At 64.3% G+C, this 18,040-nt stretch carries 19 protein-coding genes; 5 read left to right on the plus strand and 14 right to left on the minus strand.

Translation table 11 applies throughout. The annotated features are described in order from the left end of the window. The first annotated feature begins 239 nt into the window (after window positions 1-239). On the plus strand, window positions 240-1,109 hold the full coding sequence (locus RA21_RS15200; protein WP_039150391.1) for a DUF1206 domain-containing protein: 870 nt from the start codon (window positions 240-242) through the stop codon (window positions 1,107-1,109). A 22-nt stretch (window positions 1,110-1,131) separates the two neighbouring features. Here RA21_RS15200 and RA21_RS15205 read toward each other — a convergent pair whose 3' ends face one another. From RA21_RS15205 to RA21_RS15225, 5 genes are all read right to left on the minus strand, one after another. After that, a complete protein-coding gene (locus tag RA21_RS15205) occupies window positions 1,132-2,016 on the minus strand; it encodes a PhzF family phenazine biosynthesis protein (RefSeq protein WP_019298572.1) in 885 nt (294 codons plus the stop codon). Then, window positions 2,013-3,161: a hypothetical protein gene (locus RA21_RS15210; RefSeq protein WP_152610565.1), complete on the minus strand. Its 1,149-nt coding sequence runs from the start codon at window positions 3,159-3,161 to the stop codon at window positions 2,013-2,015. The genes RA21_RS15205 and RA21_RS15210 overlap by 4 nt, the downstream gene beginning before the upstream one ends. Then, window positions 3,158-4,306, minus strand: coding sequence for a peptidoglycan-binding domain-containing protein (locus tag RA21_RS15215; protein WP_039150395.1), 1,149 nt, complete (start codon window positions 4,304-4,306; stop codon window positions 3,158-3,160). The genes RA21_RS15210 and RA21_RS15215 overlap by 4 nt, the downstream gene beginning before the upstream one ends. Before the next feature lie 103 nt (window positions 4,307-4,409). Then, a complete protein-coding gene (locus RA21_RS15220; RefSeq protein ID WP_039150398.1) occupies window positions 4,410-4,634 on the minus strand; it encodes a DUF1150 family protein in 225 nt (74 codons plus the stop codon). A 5-nt stretch (window positions 4,635-4,639) separates the two neighbouring features. Continuing rightward, window positions 4,640-5,053, minus strand: a complete 414-nt coding sequence (locus RA21_RS15225; RefSeq protein ID WP_019298576.1) for an Hsp20 family protein — start codon at window positions 5,051-5,053, stop codon at window positions 4,640-4,642. Between the two features lie 181 nt (window positions 5,054-5,234). On the opposite strand from RA21_RS15225, the gene RA21_RS15230 reads away from it, so the two are divergent. Beyond that, entirely contained in the window at window positions 5,235-5,459 is a 225-nt protein-coding gene (locus RA21_RS15230; RefSeq protein WP_019298577.1) for a YdcH family protein, read from the plus strand. 187 nt (window positions 5,460-5,646) lie between these two features. Here RA21_RS15230 and RA21_RS15235 read toward each other — a convergent pair whose 3' ends face one another. Then, window positions 5,647-7,686, minus strand: a complete 2,040-nt coding sequence (locus tag RA21_RS15235) for an oxidoreductase (RefSeq protein ID WP_039150401.1) — start codon at window positions 7,684-7,686, stop codon at window positions 5,647-5,649. A 237-nt stretch (window positions 7,687-7,923) separates the two neighbouring features. Between RA21_RS15235 and RA21_RS15240 the strand changes: the two genes are divergently transcribed. Further along, window positions 7,924-9,207 carry a uracil-xanthine permease family protein gene (locus RA21_RS15240; RefSeq protein WP_019298579.1) on the plus strand — a complete coding sequence of 428 codons (1,284 nt, stop codon included), beginning with the start codon at window positions 7,924-7,926 and terminating at the stop codon, window positions 9,205-9,207. A 66-nt stretch (window positions 9,208-9,273) separates the two neighbouring features. Here the strand turns inward: RA21_RS15240 and RA21_RS22045 are convergent, their stop codons facing one another. Next, window positions 9,274-10,569 (minus strand): PDDEXK-like family protein, encoded by a 1,296-nt coding sequence (locus RA21_RS22045; RefSeq protein WP_052257674.1) that lies wholly within the window; start codon window positions 10,567-10,569, stop codon window positions 9,274-9,276. Window positions 10,570-10,644: 75 nt separating this feature from the next. Continuing rightward, window positions 10,645-10,959 carry a DUF1272 domain-containing protein gene (locus RA21_RS15250; RefSeq protein ID WP_019298581.1) on the minus strand — a complete coding sequence of 105 codons (315 nt, stop codon included), beginning with the start codon at window positions 10,957-10,959 and terminating at the stop codon, window positions 10,645-10,647. A gap of 291 nt (window positions 10,960-11,250) precedes the next feature. On the opposite strand from RA21_RS15250, the gene purE reads away from it, so the two are divergent. Both purE and RA21_RS15260 read left to right on the plus strand, forming a co-directional pair. Then, a complete protein-coding gene (gene purE, locus RA21_RS15255) occupies window positions 11,251-11,739 on the plus strand; it encodes a 5-(carboxyamino)imidazole ribonucleotide mutase (protein ID WP_039150404.1) in 489 nt (162 codons plus the stop codon). Then, window positions 11,732-12,808 carry a 5-(carboxyamino)imidazole ribonucleotide synthase gene (locus tag RA21_RS15260; RefSeq protein WP_039150406.1) on the plus strand — a complete coding sequence of 359 codons (1,077 nt, stop codon included), beginning with the start codon at window positions 11,732-11,734 and terminating at the stop codon, window positions 12,806-12,808. Before purE ends, RA21_RS15260 begins: the two co-directional genes overlap by 8 nt. Window positions 12,809-12,867: 59 nt before the next feature. Here the strand turns inward: RA21_RS15260 and RA21_RS15265 are convergent, their stop codons facing one another. The 6 genes from RA21_RS15265 to RA21_RS15290 form a co-directional block, all read right to left on the minus strand. Further along, window positions 12,868-13,491, minus strand: a complete 624-nt coding sequence (locus RA21_RS15265) for an RNA ligase family protein (protein WP_082008968.1) — start codon at window positions 13,489-13,491, stop codon at window positions 12,868-12,870. Between the two features lie 205 nt (window positions 13,492-13,696). Then, on the minus strand, window positions 13,697-14,017 hold the full coding sequence (locus RA21_RS15270; protein ID WP_152610566.1) for a hypothetical protein: 321 nt from the start codon (window positions 14,015-14,017) through the stop codon (window positions 13,697-13,699). 34 nt (window positions 14,018-14,051) lie between these two features. Next, entirely contained in the window at window positions 14,052-15,200 is a 1,149-nt protein-coding gene (locus RA21_RS15275) for an alpha-D-ribose 1-methylphosphonate 5-triphosphate diphosphatase (RefSeq protein ID WP_039150410.1), read from the minus strand. Continuing rightward, a complete protein-coding gene (locus tag RA21_RS15280) occupies window positions 15,197-15,973 on the minus strand; it encodes an esterase/lipase family protein (RefSeq protein WP_019298588.1) in 777 nt (258 codons plus the stop codon). The genes RA21_RS15275 and RA21_RS15280 overlap by 4 nt, the downstream gene beginning before the upstream one ends. Before the next feature lie 45 nt (window positions 15,974-16,018). Beyond that, window positions 16,019-16,876 (minus strand): DMT family transporter, encoded by an 858-nt coding sequence (locus tag RA21_RS15285; protein ID WP_039150413.1) that lies wholly within the window; start codon window positions 16,874-16,876, stop codon window positions 16,019-16,021. A 94-nt stretch (window positions 16,877-16,970) separates the two neighbouring features. Next, window positions 16,971-18,011 (minus strand): HNH endonuclease, encoded by a 1,041-nt coding sequence (locus RA21_RS15290; RefSeq protein ID WP_241483511.1) that lies wholly within the window; start codon window positions 18,009-18,011, stop codon window positions 16,971-16,973. Window positions 18,012-18,040 lie beyond the last annotated feature (29 nt).

Consider the following 18,040-nt stretch of genomic DNA (forward strand, 5'->3'; position numbering starts at 1 on the left):
CCATCATTGCTGCGCGGGTGGTGGCGCGCGGTCACGTCTTCAGGCCCGGCTGTGGCCTGCCAGGCACGTGTGTGGAGGGGAAGCGAATTGGGGGCGGCGTTCTGTTTCGCTGGCAGAGGAGCCACGCCGCACCACCCTCGTTTCTGGGGTGGGCGGAGCCGCCGTCTGGGCGCCTTTCCCCCGGCGGGGGCGTGGTTATTCCGTCCCCCCCCCGGCTCCGCGCAGTCAGGAAGCCCCGCATGCCGCAACACCCCGCCCCGCCTGAGTCCCGCCGCGACGATCCGGCAGAAAATTCTGCCCGCGGTTTCGCTTGGGCGGTTCCGCTGATGCGCGCAGGCTACGCCGGGCGCGGTCTGGTCTACCTGCTGGTGGGCGGCGCTTCGCTGTGGTCGATCTGGCACGGCGGCAGCGCCGAAGGCACAGGCGAGGCGATGGGCCGCCTGCAGGGCGCGCTTGGCACCGCCATTCTGCTGCTGATTGCCCTTGGCATGGCCGCCTACGCCATCTGGCGCGCGGTGGACAGCATTTGGGATCTCGAAGACTACGGAAACAGCCCCAAGGGCTTGATCGCCCGCGCCGGGATGATCACTACCGGCCTGGTGCATCTGGGCCTCAGCGGGCTCGCCATCACGGTGCTTCTGGGACGCTCCGAAGGCCTCGGAAAGACAGAGCTGGTGAACCGCCTCCTCGCCTCCCCCGGCGGGCAGGCCGCCGCAGGCATCGCCGGGGCGCTCACCCTCGGCGCCGGCGGCTATTACCTGCACAAGGCCTGGAGCGAAGGCTACCGCGACCACATGCAGGGCAATCCGGCGACCCTGCATCTGAACCTGGTGCTTAAGGCTGGCATGGCCGCCCATGGCGTTGTCATTGCCATCATCGGGTTTCTGATGATGCAGGCAGCCGCCTATGCCTCCAGCCACGAAGCCGGCGGGATTGGCACCGCCTTCAACTGGCTGCAGGACAAGACCTACGGCCAGATCCTAGTGACCTTCCTGTGCATCGGCCTCCTGGGATTTTCCCTGGTTTGTTTCGTCAACGCCGCCTGGTGCATCGTGCCCAAGGCCGATGACCGCGGCCTCCAAACTCTGAAAGACATGCTGAACAGCTAGGGGCGGCCTGCCCGAAAGCGGCCTATCCCGCTTCCGGCAAATCCACCGTGCCGCGCATCAGCACAAAGCCCTCGCCGGCCACCCGCACGCCTTCGATCGCATCCGGCGCGCCGATCCGCGCCACCCGGGCCTGACCGGGGCGGCCCAGCCCGTGGCCCTGCTCTGCGGTGAATTCCGCCTTCTCCATCAGTCCGTGCTTCCACAAATAAGATGCCATCGCCCCGGTGGCCGACCCGGTGAACGGGTCCTCCGGCGGGCTTGGCGGCGCCATCAAGAGGCGCGAGAACGTGTCGCCGGCCGCGGTCGCGCCTTCCAGCGTCACCAGAAACGGCTCCATCATGTCGATGCCATCAGCGCCCAGCGATTTGCCCAAAACGGCCAGCGCCTCCAGGTTCAGCTCCGCCGCCTCCAGCGCCGCGCGGTCGCGTAAAACGGTGACACAGAACGGCAACCCGGTAGAGACCTTCTGCGGCTGCCCCACGATGGCCTCCACCGGCAGCGACACCGCCGCCGCCACCAGTTCCGGATCGGCAAAGGGGCCGAACTCTGGCGCAACTTGCGTCATCTCTATCAGATCGCCATCGAGCCGCACCGGCACGATCCCGGCGCCGGTCTCCAGGGTGATGCTGTCCCCCTGAAACAGCCCCCGGTCGCGCATCGCCGCAACTGTCGCAATGGTCGGATGACCGGCAAAAGGGATCTCGCGGCTGGCCAGGAAATAGCGCACCTTAACGTCCGCTACCTCCGACGGACCGGTAAAGGTGCACTCCACCAATGAGGTCTCCCGCACGTAAGCGGTGCAGACCTCCACCGGCAGATGCGCGCCGCCATGTACCACCGCACAACCATTGCCGCCGAACGCCCGGTCCGAGAACGCATCCACCCAGTCGAAATTCAAAAGACTCATTGTTTCTTGTCCTTTCCGGCCTCTTTGCCGCGCCCTAACCCGAGCGGTGCCTGCAAGCGGCGCTCCACCTTTACTTCAAATGTCTCAACCGGCATTGCGAAGCTGCTGGCAAAGGCCTGCCGCCAGCCCATACCCTGCCCGAGCTTGTGCCAGTAATCAAATACCGCTGCCTTGCCGTGTTCCTCCGCCAGCAGCCGTACGGCAAAATGTGCCAGCGGGTAGTTGTCTGAATCGAAGGCCACCTCTGACAGGCGCATTTCCTGCAAACTGCGGGAGGATCCCTTTGCTTCCCGGCGCAGCTCCCCGAGAGACGCCCTGGGTTCATCCAGCATCTCGAAGGCAAACTCCTCCTGTACCATCTCTGCGGCGCCTTCGATCAGCCACAGGGGATGGGCCAGGGACCAATTCGCCTGGTTCGGTTTCAGCATGCCGAACTCGCCCGAGACTTCCGCCTGCCAAAGATGCATGTACTCATGCGCAATTACCGGGCCAAGCCAGCGGTACGATGCCTCCAGCCATTCCGCATCGTATTTTTCGACCTTCTCCCAGCAGATGATGAAAAGGCCGGGGAAGGCCCGTCCCGCATAGCCGCCATCAATGGAACAGGCCTCCTCTATAACTGCAGAAAAATCAATTGGCGGCAGCCCCAGGTCCTCCAGCATATAGCGGGTCTGCAGCATCAGGCTGCTGCGGTCTTCCCCCACAGCGATGCCAGGCCGCGACGCCATAGGCATCTTCAGGCTATTGTTGAAAAAGTTCCGCACCTTTCGGTAGTTCACCATCAATGCGGTGCGCGCCATGCCTTGCTGCGCATGAATGACCGGCCGCTGATCGTTCGGCATGTGCCGCGCCAGCTTCGGACGCAAAGTGGCCAGTTCCCGGCACCAGTGCACGGCACTGCGTTGCGAAAGCCCCGGCAAGCGGCCCAGACGCCCGGGCAGCCGGTCCCCCTGGTTGCCGGTCATCTTGTTCCAGGCCTGCCAGTGCTGGTAGGTGACCCGGTTGTTCTCCGCTCCCGGATCAAACCCCAGCTCCGCCAACTGCCCCTGAACACAGGCGACAAACGGGTCTGCCGCAGCCGGGACGGCCGCCAGGGCCAGCCCCGCCGCCAGCACAAGCCGCCGCAGCCTCCCGCCAGCTCTCAAGACTGCTTCCGCCGCATCTTGGAAATATAGGCCCGCGCGGTGCCGGGCCGCTTGCGCAGCTCCATTACCTGCGTCTCAAACTCGGCCAGAGCGATGCCAAAGGCGCCCTTGAAAGCCTGCTCCCAGTTCTGACCCGCGTTCAGGCGGCGCCAAAAGGTGAACAGCGCCTCCTCGCCGCTGATCCGGGTCAGGATATGCACCGCATAATGGGCGAAATCATAGTCGCCACTGGTGCTGACCGTCTTATGCGCCCGCATGCCGCGCAGGCTCTTCTTTGACTTCAATGACCATTCGTGCAGCTCCGCAAGCCCCGGCGCGCGCAGCCGCAGGGCTCTCTTGCCGAACCGTGCCGCAACCACTTCGGCGCTGCCTTCCACCAGCCAGGCCGGCCCCATGCGGGCGCGCAGCGAATTGCTGTGGAACCCTTCTGAGCGGGCGCCGCCCAGTTCCGCCTGCACCAGGTGCATGTATTCATGCGCCATCATCATGCCCAGCCACTTGCGCGACCGCTTGAGCCAGGCATTGTCGGCCTCATGCGGGTTGTCCCAGCAGATATACATGAACTTGAGATAGGCCGCGCCAGCAACACCAAAGGGCTTGTTGCAATGGGCGGCGATGGAGGCATCCGGGTTGAACCGCGCGCTCGACATATCGCGCAGCAGGCGGCGCACATAGGTTTGCACGTCCTTTGTGTTGCCTGCCGCACCGATGCCGATATGCCCGGCCAGCACGATGCCGTATTCCCGGTCCATGAAGCGCAGCACCTTGTCATAGGCCTGCCGGATACCCTTTTCCACGTTGGGCGTATCCGCCAGGATCCGCACCGGCGCCGCCGACGGCATATGCCGCTCCAGGCCGGTCTTCAGAGCCGGCAGCTCGCGGCACCAGTGGATCGCGGTCTTTTGGCTCAGCGGCGGCAGCGCGGCCTGCAGCGCGGTGCCCGCCTTTGCCTGGCGCAGTGCCTGCCAGGCGCCCTTGGTCTGCTGCGTCAGCCGCCCGTCCGGCTGGCCCGCGGCATAGCCCAGATCCGTCAGCTGCTGCTGCACGCATTTCACAAAGGGGTCAGCGCCTGCAGGCGCAGCCAGGGCGGACAGCCCGAACGCCAGCCCCAGCGCCTGCACCAGCGGACGGAAATTCCGGATCATTATTTGCCTCACTTGAAATATCAGCCGTTGAAAACAATTCAGGCCCCCAAAATGGGAGCCTGCCTCTCAGAAATGCAAGTGTTTTCCGGCGGATGCCGGGACGTCAGTGCACCGCAACCGGCGTCATGTCGTTCTGCCGGGCCAGCACAAAGGCCAGCTGCCGGTCGGCCACCAGCGCCAGCTGGCCGCCCTCGGCGTCGTGCACGGCGTAAAGCAGCTCGCGCCCGCCGGCATTCTCCTGCACGTCCTTGGGAAGATCTGCCACCGCAACCGCCTTCACATAGACGGTCCGGTCTCCGGCATCCTTGAAGTCAAACGGTGTATGCATTGCTCTTACCCCTTTCTGATACTGATTGTCTGGACCACGGTTTCAGGCCGCGCACGGGTCAGATCCACATGCAGCAGCCCGTTTTCCATCACCGCCTCGCCCACTTCGACGCCATCGGCCAGCACGAACATGCGCTGGAACTGGCGTGCCGCGATGCCGCGGTGCAGGAACACCCGCCCCTCGCTGTCGTCGCGCTGTCGGCCTCGGATCACCAGCTGGCGGTCCTCGACGGTGATCGCCAGATCCTCTTCGGCGAAACCGGCCACGGCCAGGGTGATGCGGTAGGAATGGTCTGATGTCTGTTCGATATTATAGGGGGGATAGCCTTCGTTGCCCGATTTTGCCGAGCGTTCCAGGAGGCGTTCCAGCTGCTCGAACCCCAGCATATGCGGGTAAGAGCCCAAGGTTAGTTTCGACACGTTGTTCGTCCTTTATGCCAAAGCGACGTATGCGCGCGGCCCCGGTCCCGGCAGCCGCTTCCCCAAGAATATGGGAAGTTCTTTATGGATTCACAAGACCATGTGCCCATAGGTCTAGCGGAAAAGCCCTTAACGAAGTATCTTCACTCTCACTTCATTCATAAGCCCGATTGAGTCCCCCATGAATGCACCCACAGATGTGTCGATGAAGACGGACGAAGTCCTGAAGGTCGAGCTCGAGGTTTTCCGCAGGCAGCACCGTGATCTGGACGAGGCCATCGCCGCGCTGGAAGAGCGCGGCACCGCCGATCAGCTGACCATCCGGCGGCTGAAAAAGCAGAAGCTGGTCCTGAAGGACAAGATTGCCCTGATCGAAGACCGGCTGACCCCGGACATCATCGCCTGACCCCGCGCCGGGTGTCCGGCGCGCCACCCTGTGCCCAAGCTGCACGGGAAAAGCTGCAGAACGCAGCGGTTTCACTTAGTTCAAACAGGGCCTCCCGCCCCTCTTCCGCGCAGGCAAGCTGCGACGAGAGGCGTTGGGCATGGCAGCGAGCCTGACGGCGCGCTGCGGCTGCGCTGTGCGGCAGGTATCACAGATCCTTGCACAGCCGCAGCGCATCATAGACCGCCGCATGGATATTGCGCCCCGCCACCGCATCGCCTGCATGGGCCAGCCAGAATTTCCCAGCGGGGTTCACCTCCGCAAAGGGGCTGCGGCCAGCAATCATCTTCTGGTGATCGAGCTGCCCCAGATTGCGCGAGCCCGGCTTCAGTGCGTGGTACAAATCCTCCGCTGGGGTGACCCCATGCTCCGAGACCACATGATCCGCCACCCTCTCCTGCATCTCTCCGGTCAGCACATGACGCAGGGTGATGCGCTTGCGGTTGCCCTCGGCAGCCAAAGACACAGGTTCCAGCAGGCTCTCGAACATCACCCCATGCCGCGCCAGATCACGCAGGACCACGGCTGAGTTGGTCGGCCCCAGATCATGCCCCGCCATCCGGTCCGGCGTTGCCAGCGTGACGGCGCAGCCCATTCGCGCCATCACATCGGCGCAAACCAGCGCCGCGTGATCGCCGACCTCGTCCAGCAGCAGAACCTCACCCGCAACCCGCGCCTCGCCGGACAGCACCTCCCAACTGGAGGTCACCAGATGCCCACCAGGGATGTCCAAAGCCCCCGGCCAACCGCCGGTCGCCACGATCACCGCATCCGGCGCCTCCGCCAGCACATCCTCCGCCTCCGCATATGTGTTGAGGCGCACATCCACGCCCAGCCGCTCGACCTCCGAGATCAGCCAGTCCGCAACGCCCCAGATCTGCCGCCGGGTCATGCCCTTGGCCGCCAGCGCAATCTGGCCGCCAAGCCTGTTGGCGGCCTCAAACAGCACCACATCATGGCCGCGCTCCGCCGCCACCCGCGCGGCCTCCAGCCCTGCCGGGCCGCCACCGATCACCACCACCTTGCGCCGCACCTCCGCGGGCGCAAACACATGCGGCATCACCATCTCGCGCCCCGTCGCGGCGTTATGGCCGCAAACCGCGGGCTTGCCCTGATTGACCCGGTCGACGCAATAGCCCAGCGCCACGCAGGGCCGGATACGTTCTTCCTCGCCCTGGCGCAGCTTCTGCACCAGATAGGGGTCGGCCATATGCGCCCGGGTCATGCCGATCATGTCCGCCTGGCCTTCGCGGATGGCATGACGCGCAGTGGCAATATCGGCCACCCCGCCCGCATGAAACACCGGCAGATCCACCGCCGCGCGGATCGCGCCCGCCACGTTCAGATCCGGCGCCGCGGGCATCCCCATCGGCGCCACCCAGCCGGCAAGGCCAAGGTCATCATAGGGCGCCCCTGCCAGCACGTTCAGGAAGTCTACAGCACCGGTGGCGGCAATCTTCTGCGCTGCCTCAATACAGTCTGCCGCGCCGAGTCCGCCCTCGGTCAGCTCATCGCCGGTGACCCGCATGCCGAGGATCAGGTCCGGCCCCACTGCCTCACGCACCGCTTCCAGGACCTGCAATGTCAGCCGCAGCCGGTTGTCCAAGGAGCCGCCGTAGTCATCCTCCCGGCAGTTCACCAAGGGCGACAGGAACTGCCCCAAGAGATGCGAATGCGACAGCAGTTCAATTCCGTCAAACCCACCCGCCCGGCAGCGTTCAGCAGCGGCGGCGAAATCCTTGATAACGCGGGAGATATCCTCCATCTCCATCACCTTCGGAAACGCCCTGTGCGCCCGCTCCCGCCGCCCGGACGGCCCCAGCACCGGCAGCCAGTGGCCGTCGTCCCAGGCGGTGCGCCGGCCCATATGGGTGATCTGGCACATCACCGCCGCGCCATGCTTGCGCACCCCGTCCGTCAGCCGCTGGAACCACGGGATGATGCTGTCATCACCCGCATACAGCTGCCCGAACACAGACGGGCTGTCCGGCGCGATATTGGTCGAGCCGCCGATCATCGTCAGCGCAATGCCGCCCTTCGCCTTTTCCTCATGGTACAGCCGGTAGCGGTCCCGCGGATGGCCGCCCTCCTGGAACGAGGGCGCATGCGCCGTGCTCATGATCCGGTTGCGCAGGGTCAGATGGCGCAATTGCAACGGCTGGAGGAGCGGGTCGGTCTGCTGGGTCATCAGGGAATTTTCCGGGCAAAATCTCCCCAGCACAAGAGCGGCCCTGCCAGCCCCCTGGCTTGCAGAAAACCGGCATCCGCCCGCCTCTGTTGCGACACCCTGTCCGCAGGCCGCAAAAACACCCTCTGACCGGATGGTCAAAGCCGGATTTTCCCTTTAGGAGCACTGCAATTTTGCCCGCACCCCAGCAACACCCCGGTCCGGGCCTGCGTAAACACCTGAGATAAGAGCGAGACCATGACCGCCACCAGCGACCCCGCCGACGCGCCCTCCGCCCCCGGAACCGATTACAAATTCACCCCGAAACAAGCCCTTGTCGGCGCCCAGATGCTGTTTGTCGCCTTCGGCGCGCTGGTGCTGGTGCCGCTGCTCACGGGCCTTGACCCCAGCGTCGCGCTGTTCACCGCAGGCCTTGGCACGCTGATCTTCCAGATCGTCACCCGCGGCCAGGTGCCGGTGTTCCTGGCGTCCTCCTTCGCCTTCATCGCGCCGATCATCTATGGCGTGCAGACCTGGGGCATGGCCGCCACCACCGGCGGCCTCGCCGCTGCGGGCCTCTTGTATGTGGCGCTCTCCTTCGCCATCCGCGCCTTTGGCGCCGGCTTCCTGCATCGGCTGCTGCCGCCTGTCGTGGTCGGCCCCGTGATCATGGTGATCGGCCTGTCGCTGGCGCCGGTGGCGGTCAACATGGCCACCGGCCTCGCAGGCGACACCCAGGTGATGCCGCGCAATACCGCACTGCTGCTTGCCGCCATCTCGCTGGGCGCTACCATGCTGACGGCGATCCTCGGCCGCGGCATCATGCGGGTGGTGCCGATCCTTGCAGGCGTCGCCGCGGGCTACATCGCGGCGCTGGTGCTGGGCGCTGTCACCGGCGAAACCCTGGTCAACACCGCCCCGCTGGCGGATGCCCCCTGGTTCAAAGTACCGGGCTTTGTCGCGCCGGAATTCAACCTCGCCGCCATCCTGTTCATCCTGCCGGTCGCCATTGCCCCCGCGATTGAGCACTTCGGCGACATCATGGCGATCTCCAGCGTGACCAAGCGCGACTACATGGAGAAACCCGGCATCCAGAACACGATGCTGGGCGACGGCCTTGCCACTGCCGCCGCGGGCCTGCTGGGCGGCCCGCCCAACACCACCTATTCCGAGGTGACCGGCGCCGTCACCCTGACCCGTGCCTTCAACCCGGCAATCATGACCTGGGCCGCGGTCTTTGCCATTGCGCTGTCCTTCGCGGGCAAGCTCTCCGGTGCGCTGTCGACCATCCCGATGCCGGTGATGGGCGGCATCATGATCCTTCTGTTCGGCATGGTCACCGTGGTTGGCTTGTCGGTGCTCGCGAAACTGGGCGAGGCGCTGTCGGAGGCCCGCAACATGGTGATCATCTCCACCGTGCTGATCATCGGCCTCGGCGGGCTGACACTGCAGTTCGGCGAAGGTTTCACCCTTGCGGGCATCGGCCTGTCGGGTGTTGCCGGCCTGCTCCTCAACCTGATCCTGCCGCAGCAGCGGGATTGATTCCACCGCCTGCGCAGCCCCGGCGGCTGCGCAGGCAGCACCTTGTCATGGCAGGTTGCACGACTCTCAGGACACCACTGTCTCTCGACTCATGAAGCCCGGCAGCACCTCTGCGATGGCCACAAACTCGGGCCGGAACTTATCCAGAAGCTGCTTCATCGCAGCGCTGATATTTTCTGCATCATGCACATCCCGGATCTCCAGCGTGTTGTTCTTCAGGAATTTTGAGTATCTCTTGCCCTCTCCGGCAGCCCCTTTCTGGAACCGGATCCGGCTCAAACCTTCAGAAGCGGCCACACCCTCAATCTCTTCGATCAATGCCTTGCGCGCGGCATGGTCGGACAACGGCCCGACTTCCGCAAACAGCCGTAACTGACCCTTGCTTCCGTCATTGCCCGGCACCAGCGCCAGCCAGCTGGTCAACGGAAACCCCATCCACCAGTTTTCGCAGCCCGGCCAGCTGCCGCCCCGACCCAATGCGGCGACCCACTCCTGCGGCAGAAAGCTCACCCCGTCGCGGTGCAGGGCCCCAAAGCAAAAGACGCCTTTGCCGATTTTCTTTTCTTCCAGCGGCCCCGGACTGTCTCCGAACTGCTCATGCGCCGCCATTGCGAACTCCGATGCCGCACCATGCTCAATGACAAAATCCAGCACCTTCTTGTGGCTGCGGTACAATTCCCGCGCCAGTTTCACCATTTCATCGCGTTCCTTGCTCATGCCGGTCGCTTCCTGCAAAATTTCTATGTAGTGGGTCAAAAACGTGCTGATCTCGGGCCGCAGAAGATAGGCCTCCTGCTCCAGAAAACGCGATAGGAAAGTGCAGATCTCGCCATAGCCAATCGGCACATAGTCGTGGTTGTCAAAGGCCTCATCGCGCAGCGTCAGGAACACGCCCTGGATCTGCAAGTCCTCCTGCGTTTTGTAGACACCGCGGACTTTCCTCATGTAATTCGCAAGCTGGTCCCCGTGCAATTTGCTGTCGAACTTGTTTTCAATGACAAAAGCCCAGCGGTTGCGCTCGCTCAGAATGAAAATATCGATGTTCAGCCATTCACAGCGCACTTCGGCATCGCGCATATCTGCCTGCGAAATCTCCAGCGCAGTCGGCCCTGCCGGCAGGCTGCTGCCGCGGTAGGCCTCCGCGAGAAAGACCTTCAGGAACCGGTCGCCCAGACCATGCGTTTCGCTTGGATCCAACAGCCAGGCAAGTATGGCAGAATGGCGGATTTCCATCCGTTCCATCTTCATGACCCGGATCGGGTTGAACCGGTTCAGATAGGCTTCGATCCGTTCCAGGTGCTCATTGTTCACGAACAGCGCTTCCAGCGCGCTATGCGATGGCATCTGGTCTTTGGTTTGCATTGGTCAAATTACCCTCAATTAAAATCGGTCTGCCCAGAGAAATGATCAATCGGAGCCAGGCACATTTGGCTCCCCTTACCTCTCCTCCGGCTTCAAATGCCGGATGCGCGCCACATGCGCCGCAATATCCTCGCGGCTGAACTTCGAGTGCCGCCGCTTCACTGACGCCGGATGGTTCCCCAGCCCCAGCTTCAGCGCCTCCCGCCAGGCCCGCTTGGGCCGGACCGGGCGCGGCGCAAAACCGCCGCCGCAGGTCGGGCAGACGTTGTGCAGCTCCCGCTCCACGCATTCCGCACAGTAGGTGCACTCATAGCTGCAGATCCGCGCGTCCGCAGCCTCCGGCGGCAGATCCTTGTCGCACAGCTCGCAATTGGGGCGCAGTTCCAGCATTTTGCTCTCCTCATTCAGCCGCCACCGTGCCCCGCTTGCCGGTGGCCCGCAAGCCCCGCCGCAGCCACACGCGCCGCGCCTGGGCGCGGCGCCACGCCCAACCGCGGGGGCGGTGCAGCTTGCCTGCATTCCCGCGCGGGCGGGAGCTGCCGCCGCCCATCCCCCTGCGGCATAGCGCCGGCCCTCGCAAAACAAGGCAAATCCCGCCGTTTACCCATCCAACCCGCATTGCGAAAACCGCAACTTTCCCTATAGTGCGCGCTCCACAAGCCGCGACAGGAGCCACCATCCATGGGTGACATCAAAGTGGGCATCATCATGGGCAGCCAATCCGACTGGCCCACCATGAAGGAAGCCGCCAATATCCTCGATGAACTGGGCGTCGAATACGAGGCCAAGATCGTCTCTGCCCACCGCACCCCGGACCGGCTGTGGAGCTACGGCAAATCCGCCGCCGACCGCGGCCTGCAGGTGATCATCGCAGGCGCCGGCGGGGCAGCTCACCTGCCCGGCATGGTCGCTTCCAAGACCCGCGTGCCGGTAGTCGGCGTGCCGGTCCAGACCCGCGCCCTCTCCGGCGTCGACTCGCTTTACTCCATCGTGCAGATGCCCAAGGGCTTCCCGGTTGCCACCATGGCGATCGGCGCCGCCGGTGCCGCCAACGCGGGCCTGATGGCCGCTGGCATCCTGGCGCTGCAGGACCCCGCCCTGGCCCAGCGCCTGGACAACTGGCGCGAGGCGCTCTCCGCCTCCATCCCCGAGGAACCCTCCGATGACTGACGTGCTTGCTCCCGGCGCCACCATCGGCATCCTCGGCGGCGGCCAGCTGGGCCGGATGCTCTCGATTGCCGCCTCCCGCCTCGGCTTCAAGACCCATATCTTTGAACCCGGCGCCAACCCGCCCGCAGGCCATGTCGCCGACCGCGTGACCACCGCAGGCTACGAGGATGCCGAGGCGCTGGCCGCCTTTGCCGCCTCGGTCGACGTCATCACCTATGAGTTCGAGAACATCCCGACCTCCGCGCTGGACCTCTTGGAATCGCAAAAACCGATCCGCCCGGACCGCGAGGCGCTGCGGATCAGCCAGGACCGGCTGACCGAAAAGAGCTTCCTGCAGGACCTCGGCCTGCAAACCGCGCCTTTTGCAGACATCACTGATCAGGCCAGCCTCGACGCGGCGCTCGCGGATATCGGTGCGCCGTCGATCCTGAAGACCCGCCGCTTCGGATATGACGGCAAGGGCCAGGCCCGCATCAAGACGCCGGAAGACGCCGAGGAAGCCCTCGCGTCCATGGCGGGCGCGCCCTCGATCCTCGAAGGGTTCGTCAATTTCAGCCACGAGGTCTCCGTCATCGCCGCCCGCGGCGTAACCGGCGAGATCGCCTGTTTCGACCCCGGCGAAAACGTCCACCGCGACGGCATCCTGCACACCACCACCGTGCCCGCCAAGCTGACCACCGGCCAGCGCATGGATGCGGTGCTGATGGCGGGCAAGATCCTGAACGCGCTGGAGTATGTCGGCGTGCTGGGGGTGGAACTGTTCGTGACGCCGCAGGGGCTGATCGTCAACGAAATCGCCCCGCGCGTCCACAACTCCGGCCACTGGACCCAGAACGGCTGCACCGTGGACCAGTTCGAACAGCACATCCGCGCGGTGGCCGGCTGGCCGCTCGGCGACGGCCAGCGCCACTCTGACGTGGTGATGGAAAACCTGATCGGCGATGACGTGGACCGCATCCCGGAGCTGGCGAAAGAGGCCGATTGCGCCATTCACCTCTATGGCAAGGCGGAGGCCAAGCCGGGCCGCAAGATGGGCCATGTGAATCGGGTGCAGAAGCCCCAAAGCTAAGGCTGGGGGCGCTGCCCCCAGACCCCCGGAATGTTTTCAGCCAGAAGAAGCAGGCGGCCTCAGGCGAGGCCGTTTTTTACAGTCTCCGCGTTCATCCAATGCACCTCTGTCTGCACGTGATCTGCCCGGACGTACTTTGCCAGCAGCGTCTGCATATCCTTCTCGGCGAATTCTCTGGCGGTGCGGATCACGAACCCTTCCTGTGTCTCCAAATCCAACGCAGAGATGGTCTCCTGTATCACCGGTGCCGAGGGCGGTCCTCGGTACAGCGCTGGCACGCTGACGATGCCCAGATCACCGAACCGGGCCAACGTCTCCTCCCAGGGCTGGATCACGCCATCCACAATCCATGCAAACCCCAGAAAGTAACTGGGCAGTGCGGAATATGCGATAGCATGGCGGGCGAACAGATACTCACCCACAATCCGCTCGCCCTCTGCCAGGGCTGGTGAAATACCCGCAGCAAAGGCTTTCATCCAGTCCCGCGACGGATGATATCGCGCATCCAGACTGCGCGGATGGCACCCCCCGGAATGGATCGTGGTGTTTTCACCATCCATCTTTTCGGTGATGACCACCTCAGGCTCCGCCAGCAGCGCCGAGGCATCCTGCAGGATCTTGTCATCGCTGGTTGCCCCTGGTGACTGTGGCAAATGAAAAGTGCGGCCGTATTTTCGCAGCATGTCAGTAATTACCGGTTGGTCAAAATGGTTACCCGCAACCTATCCGTGCTCAGCCTCCGCAGCAAGGCGGCCCGGTGAAAGCGGCCCCGCCGGTTTCACGCGCCGCAAAGAGGGCCATCCGGCCTGATGCGCGGCGCTCCTGCTCCAAGAACCGGGCGGTAACGTTGCGGGCTAACAATCACTGCAGCAAAGCACCGGCGCGGGGTTAGTCGAACTTTGCGCTCAGCCCCTGCGACTTCCGCCACTGACGCCAGACGCAATAGATAACCGCCCAAATCACACAACAGAGGACCACTCCAAAAAACGCCATGTCGAGTGCAGTCTCAAACCAAATACGCAGTGCGGTCGGCTCTACCCATTCAGCAGGCCTCCTCCCCACGCGTAGCAAGAGAAAGTACTGGCCTGCATCGGTTTTGGCCTCCCGCACATGACCTTCCAAAGAAAGCGCGGCTAACAGGCTGATTGCCAGATAACCATGTACAACCCAGCCCAACATATTGCGTATTTTCTTAAGAAATGAACGCATGTTGTTCTATCGTGCCAACCGATTGCCCCTGCCTTCAGGCAAGGAAACGACCCGCCACCTCCCCCGACATATAGCTGACCTGCCCGCCGGACAGTGTCGCCGCAACCCGCAGGCTCTCCTTGTCCAGCACCACGATATCCGCCCGCTTGCCTGCCTCCAGCATGCCGCGGTCCGTAAGCCCCAGCAGCTGCGCAGGCCCTTCCGAGACCAGCCGCCAAGCCCCCGCCAAATCCAGCAGGCCGGAGCGTTCCAGCATCAGCGCCGCCCGCCGCGGGCTGGGGTAGTGGTAGTCGGAGGCCAGCGCATCGCACAGCCCCATGGCGATCAGCTCCACGGCGGAGGCATTGCCCTTGTGGGAGCCGCCCCGCACCACATTGGGGGAGCCGAGGATCACCGGATCACCCGCGCTGCGCGCAGCCTCTGCCGCCTCCAGCGTCTCGGGAAACTCCGAAATCCGAACCCCGCGGTCGCGCCAGGCAGCGCGGTCTGCGGCGGTCTGATCGTCATGGCTGCCCAGCCGCACATCCAGCGCGGCCAGTTCAGCACAAAGCGCATCCAGCCTGCCCGGCACCTCATCCCGGCGCGCGTGCATATCGTTCAGCATCTGCCAGTGCACCTCCGGATTGCGCCCTGCCTTCAGCGCCTGGCCGGTCAGCCGCGGCGGCTTCTTGCCCGCTGCCAGCCGTTCATGCGGCAGATGGTCGTTGAACACCACATAAGGCACCCCCCAATCCGCAACCTTGGCGGCGAGTGCGGCATAGTCCTCCAGCATATGGATTTCGAACCGCAGCTGCGGCAGCAGATCAGTCACCAGCGACCCGCGCACCGCCTTGATGCCCTCAAACACCTGTCCTGCAAACTCGGGACCGCGCAAGCCGCCCTCCCAGGAGTAGAACTGCGCCAGCACCGCAGTGGTGATGCCGTTGGCGGCCAGCTCCGCCTCTGCGGCCACCACACCCTCCGCCATCTGCTTCATCGCCCCGCGCCGCGGCGCCAGGTGGCGCTCGAACCCGTCACCATGCGCATCCACGATCCCCGGCTGTACCAGGTAACCTGACAGGTCCACGGCCCGCCCGGCAGGCGCATCCGTCACCAGACCACCCGCAATGGCGATCTCACCGCCACGCTCCAGCCCTCCGGGGCGCAGCACATCGCCGCCCTGCAGCGTCAGTTCCAATGTCATTGTTCCGCCTCTTCACAGCCGCCGTTCAGCTGGCACGCCTCGCCAATGATCTCTTCCACCGCCGCCAGCCAGCCCAGGCTGGGCTCAAACCGCCCCTCCTCCAGGAAATGCAGCGCCTGCGTCATCACCTGCGGGTTGTTCATCATGTAGGTATGGGTGACCGGCAGCGTCAGATGCGCCGCCATGCCGTCCACCTTGGTGCTTTCGACCGAGACCTTGCCGTCATCCGCCCCCGGGATCAGCGCCGAAAATACCGGGTTCAGCGTCTCATCCCCCGCAATCACGCCGAGCTCAAACGCCACCGGCGGCAGCTTCTTGGGCAAGCTGTCCTCACCAGTGCCCAGCTGCAGCCCGGCGGGGCCGTTCAGGAAACCAAAGACCTCCCAGTCGCCCAGTTCGTCCACCAGCTCGCTGCCCTGGTTCGGCGGCCCCATCATCACCACCCGGCCCAGGTTTTCCGGGCTATTGTCCTGCAGCCAGTACCGCAGCAGAATACCTCCCATCGAGTGGGTCACCACATGGGCCGTCTCCCCGCCGCAGGCGGCAAAGGCGGCGGGCAGGGTCTCTTCTGCCAGAACCTGGATAGTCTCCTCAGTCGAGGCATAGCCGGGCCGCACCACAGCAAGCCCGCGCGACTGCAAGACCTCCTCCATCACCGCGAATGAGGTCTCGGAGCGCGCCAGCCCATGCAGCAGGATCACGCAATCGGCCGCCGCAGGCAGCGGCAGCAGCACTGCAGCAGCGGCAAACAGGGGTTTCAGAACATCACGCATGGGGCCCAGATAAGCGCAAGCGGCACCACAGGGAAGCCCCCGCAGTTACTTGGCTGCACGAACCCTGCGCGCAGGCGCCCGCAGCACCACCAGCGCAATGCCGCCCAGCACCGCCGCGCTGCCAAAGACCAGCCGCAAACCAATCGCCTCACCCAGCAAGGCCGCCCCGGCGAGGATCGCAATCACCGGCACGCTCAATTGCACGGTAGCGGCCACCGCGGGCAGGATCTGCGGCAGCAAGCGGTACCACAGCGCATAGCCCATGCCGGAGGTCCCCGCGCCTGATACAACCGCCAGCACCGCGCCATACAGGCTCACCGTGCTGCCGCCCAGCCACAGGGCCACCGGCAGGAACATAACTGTGGACCACAGGAAATTCACCGCCGTCGCCGCCAGCGGCTGCGCAGCACCCCGCCCCAGAATGCTGTAGATCCCCCAGCCAAGCCCCGCCGCCGCCATCAGGAGCGACGCGCCAAGGGGCGCCGTGCCGCTGCCATCCGGCCAGACCACATAAGCAAGCCCCAGAAACGCCAGCACCGCGCCTGCCACCTGGCCCGCGCTGACCGGATTGCCCCGCAGCGCGCCCCATAGGAACATCGTGACCTGTACCACCCCGAACAGCACCAGCGCGCCAAGACCTGCGTCAAGCTGCTGATAGGCCAGCGAAAACCCGGCGATATACAGCGTCAGCGCCGCCCCGCCGCGCAGGCTTGGCCCCAAGCTCTGGCGCACCGCCAGCCCCTGCATCCGGCACAGCACCACCAGCATCGCAGCCCCCGAGGCCAGCCGCAGCAGGCCAAAGCTGCCCGCATCCATATGCCCGGCCCCAATTGCCAGCCGGCTGAGGATGGAGTTCGCAGCAAAGGCGATCATGGTGAGGGAGACAAGGAGAAACAGGCGCATTTTCAAGGGGTAGCGCGCAAACCCCACGCGGGCCAGTGATATTTTCGTGTCAGCCACTGGTTCCCAACAGGACATCTGCCGCCGCCAACAGGCTTTAACCCTTGAACACATTTTCCCGGTGCCAGCGAAGGTAGGATCGATGTGGCTTGAAAGCCGGGTTTACCGGTTCAATCAATCGCCGGTCTGGCAGCAGCAAACGGTTCAGTGTCGCCTCATCCACCGCCCTCTTCGCAACCAGCACCTCATTGTCATCGCTGATCGACAGCAGCCCCCGGTCAAACATCCAATGCACGGTTCCCGACAGGGCCAGCCCATTCCGCACCGTATCCGGGCCGCGCTCCGACACCGGAACGATATGCGCGGCCTCCACCTCCGGCCGTCCGCCGCCATTGCGCAACTCCAGCCCAGACATGGAACAGCGTCCGCCATAGGCGTGTTTGACCTGCCTCGCAAAACTACGGTCCCGGAATGCCCGCTGGGACAGCAGCATCTCGCGCGGCTGACCCTGGGGTTCGAAGGCGGCCTGCGCCTCAGCAAAACCAGGCTCTGCGGTGAAATCACCGGTGCGCGGAATGGCGTTCGGTTCTTCGCGCGCCGCCAGACCAGCGTTGATAATGCGTGCAAAATCCGCATCGGAGATCAGCCGGACCGCGCTGGTATTGCTGCCGCGCGACCTGGGCAAGCCGGTTTCATACGGCCCCTCCCCCTCCACCCACCGGGGAACAAAATTCTCGAAGGAAAGCTCACTCCCTGTGTCCAGCAGCGCATAAGCCAATACAGGATCCGCGGGGTCATCCTGCACCTGAAGCACACGCTGAACGGAATGGTAGCCTTTACCGCCGCCGCGCCGCCCCTCATAGAAGATGACCCAGTCGCCGACGGTTTGTTCAACCCGGCTGAGATAGTGCTTTTTCGGGAAATGGTACGCTTTGCCAGGCTGGTCGTCATAACCAGAATGCGAAGACTGAATGAAAACCGCTTTGACCATGGCGGCGACTTTAGGGCGCTGTTTCCAAAAGGAAAAGAGGGGAGAGAAGAAGCACCCCGCGTTCACCTTTGCACAAATACCCGCGCCGCAGGCAGGCCTGCAAGGCGGGCCTTCTTCTCCCAGTAAAAACGAAAAGGGGCCGCCCACAGGCAGCCCCAAATCTTGCAGTCATCAGC

The sequence above is a fragment of the Leisingera sp. ANG-DT genome, from assembly GCF_000813785.1.
GTDB lineage: Bacteria > Pseudomonadota > Alphaproteobacteria > Rhodobacterales > Rhodobacteraceae > Leisingera.

Excerpts from the sequence above, each read along its gene's own strand:
- RA21_RS15200 (WP_039150391.1), top strand. The coding sequence starts at position 240 with ATGCCGCAACACCCCGCCCCGCCTGAGTCCCGCCGCGACGATCCGGCA.
- RA21_RS15205 (WP_019298572.1), bottom strand. The coding sequence starts at position 2,016 with ATGAGTCTTTTGAATTTCGACTGGGTGGATGCGTTCTCGGACCGGGCG.
- RA21_RS15215 (WP_039150395.1), bottom strand. The coding sequence starts at position 4,306 with ATGATCCGGAATTTCCGTCCGCTGGTGCAGGCGCTGGGGCTGGCGTTC.
- RA21_RS15220 (WP_039150398.1), bottom strand. The coding sequence starts at position 4,634 with ATGCATACACCGTTTGACTTCAAGGATGCCGGAGACCGGACCGTCTAT.
- RA21_RS15230 (WP_019298577.1), top strand. The coding sequence starts at position 5,235 with ATGAATGCACCCACAGATGTGTCGATGAAGACGGACGAAGTCCTGAAG.
- RA21_RS15235 (WP_039150401.1), bottom strand. The coding sequence starts at position 7,686 with ATGACCCAGCAGACCGACCCGCTCCTCCAGCCGTTGCAATTGCGCCAT.
- RA21_RS15240 (WP_019298579.1), top strand. The coding sequence starts at position 7,924 with ATGACCGCCACCAGCGACCCCGCCGACGCGCCCTCCGCCCCCGGAACC.
- RA21_RS22045 (WP_052257674.1), bottom strand. The coding sequence starts at position 10,569 with ATGCAAACCAAAGACCAGATGCCATCGCATAGCGCGCTGGAAGCGCTG.
- RA21_RS15250 (WP_019298581.1), bottom strand. The coding sequence starts at position 10,959 with ATGCTGGAACTGCGCCCCAATTGCGAGCTGTGCGACAAGGATCTGCCG.
- purE (WP_039150404.1), top strand. The coding sequence starts at position 11,251 with ATGGGTGACATCAAAGTGGGCATCATCATGGGCAGCCAATCCGACTGG.
- RA21_RS15260 (WP_039150406.1), top strand. The coding sequence starts at position 11,732 with ATGACTGACGTGCTTGCTCCCGGCGCCACCATCGGCATCCTCGGCGGC.
- RA21_RS15265 (WP_082008968.1), bottom strand. The coding sequence starts at position 13,491 with ATGCTGCGAAAATACGGCCGCACTTTTCATTTGCCACAGTCACCAGGG.
- RA21_RS15270 (WP_152610566.1), bottom strand. The coding sequence starts at position 14,017 with ATGCGTTCATTTCTTAAGAAAATACGCAATATGTTGGGCTGGGTTGTA.
- RA21_RS15275 (WP_039150410.1), bottom strand. The coding sequence starts at position 15,200 with ATGACATTGGAACTGACGCTGCAGGGCGGCGATGTGCTGCGCCCCGGA.
- RA21_RS15280 (WP_019298588.1), bottom strand. The coding sequence starts at position 15,973 with ATGCGTGATGTTCTGAAACCCCTGTTTGCCGCTGCTGCAGTGCTGCTG.
- RA21_RS15285 (WP_039150413.1), bottom strand. The coding sequence starts at position 16,876 with ATGCGCCTGTTTCTCCTTGTCTCCCTCACCATGATCGCCTTTGCTGCG.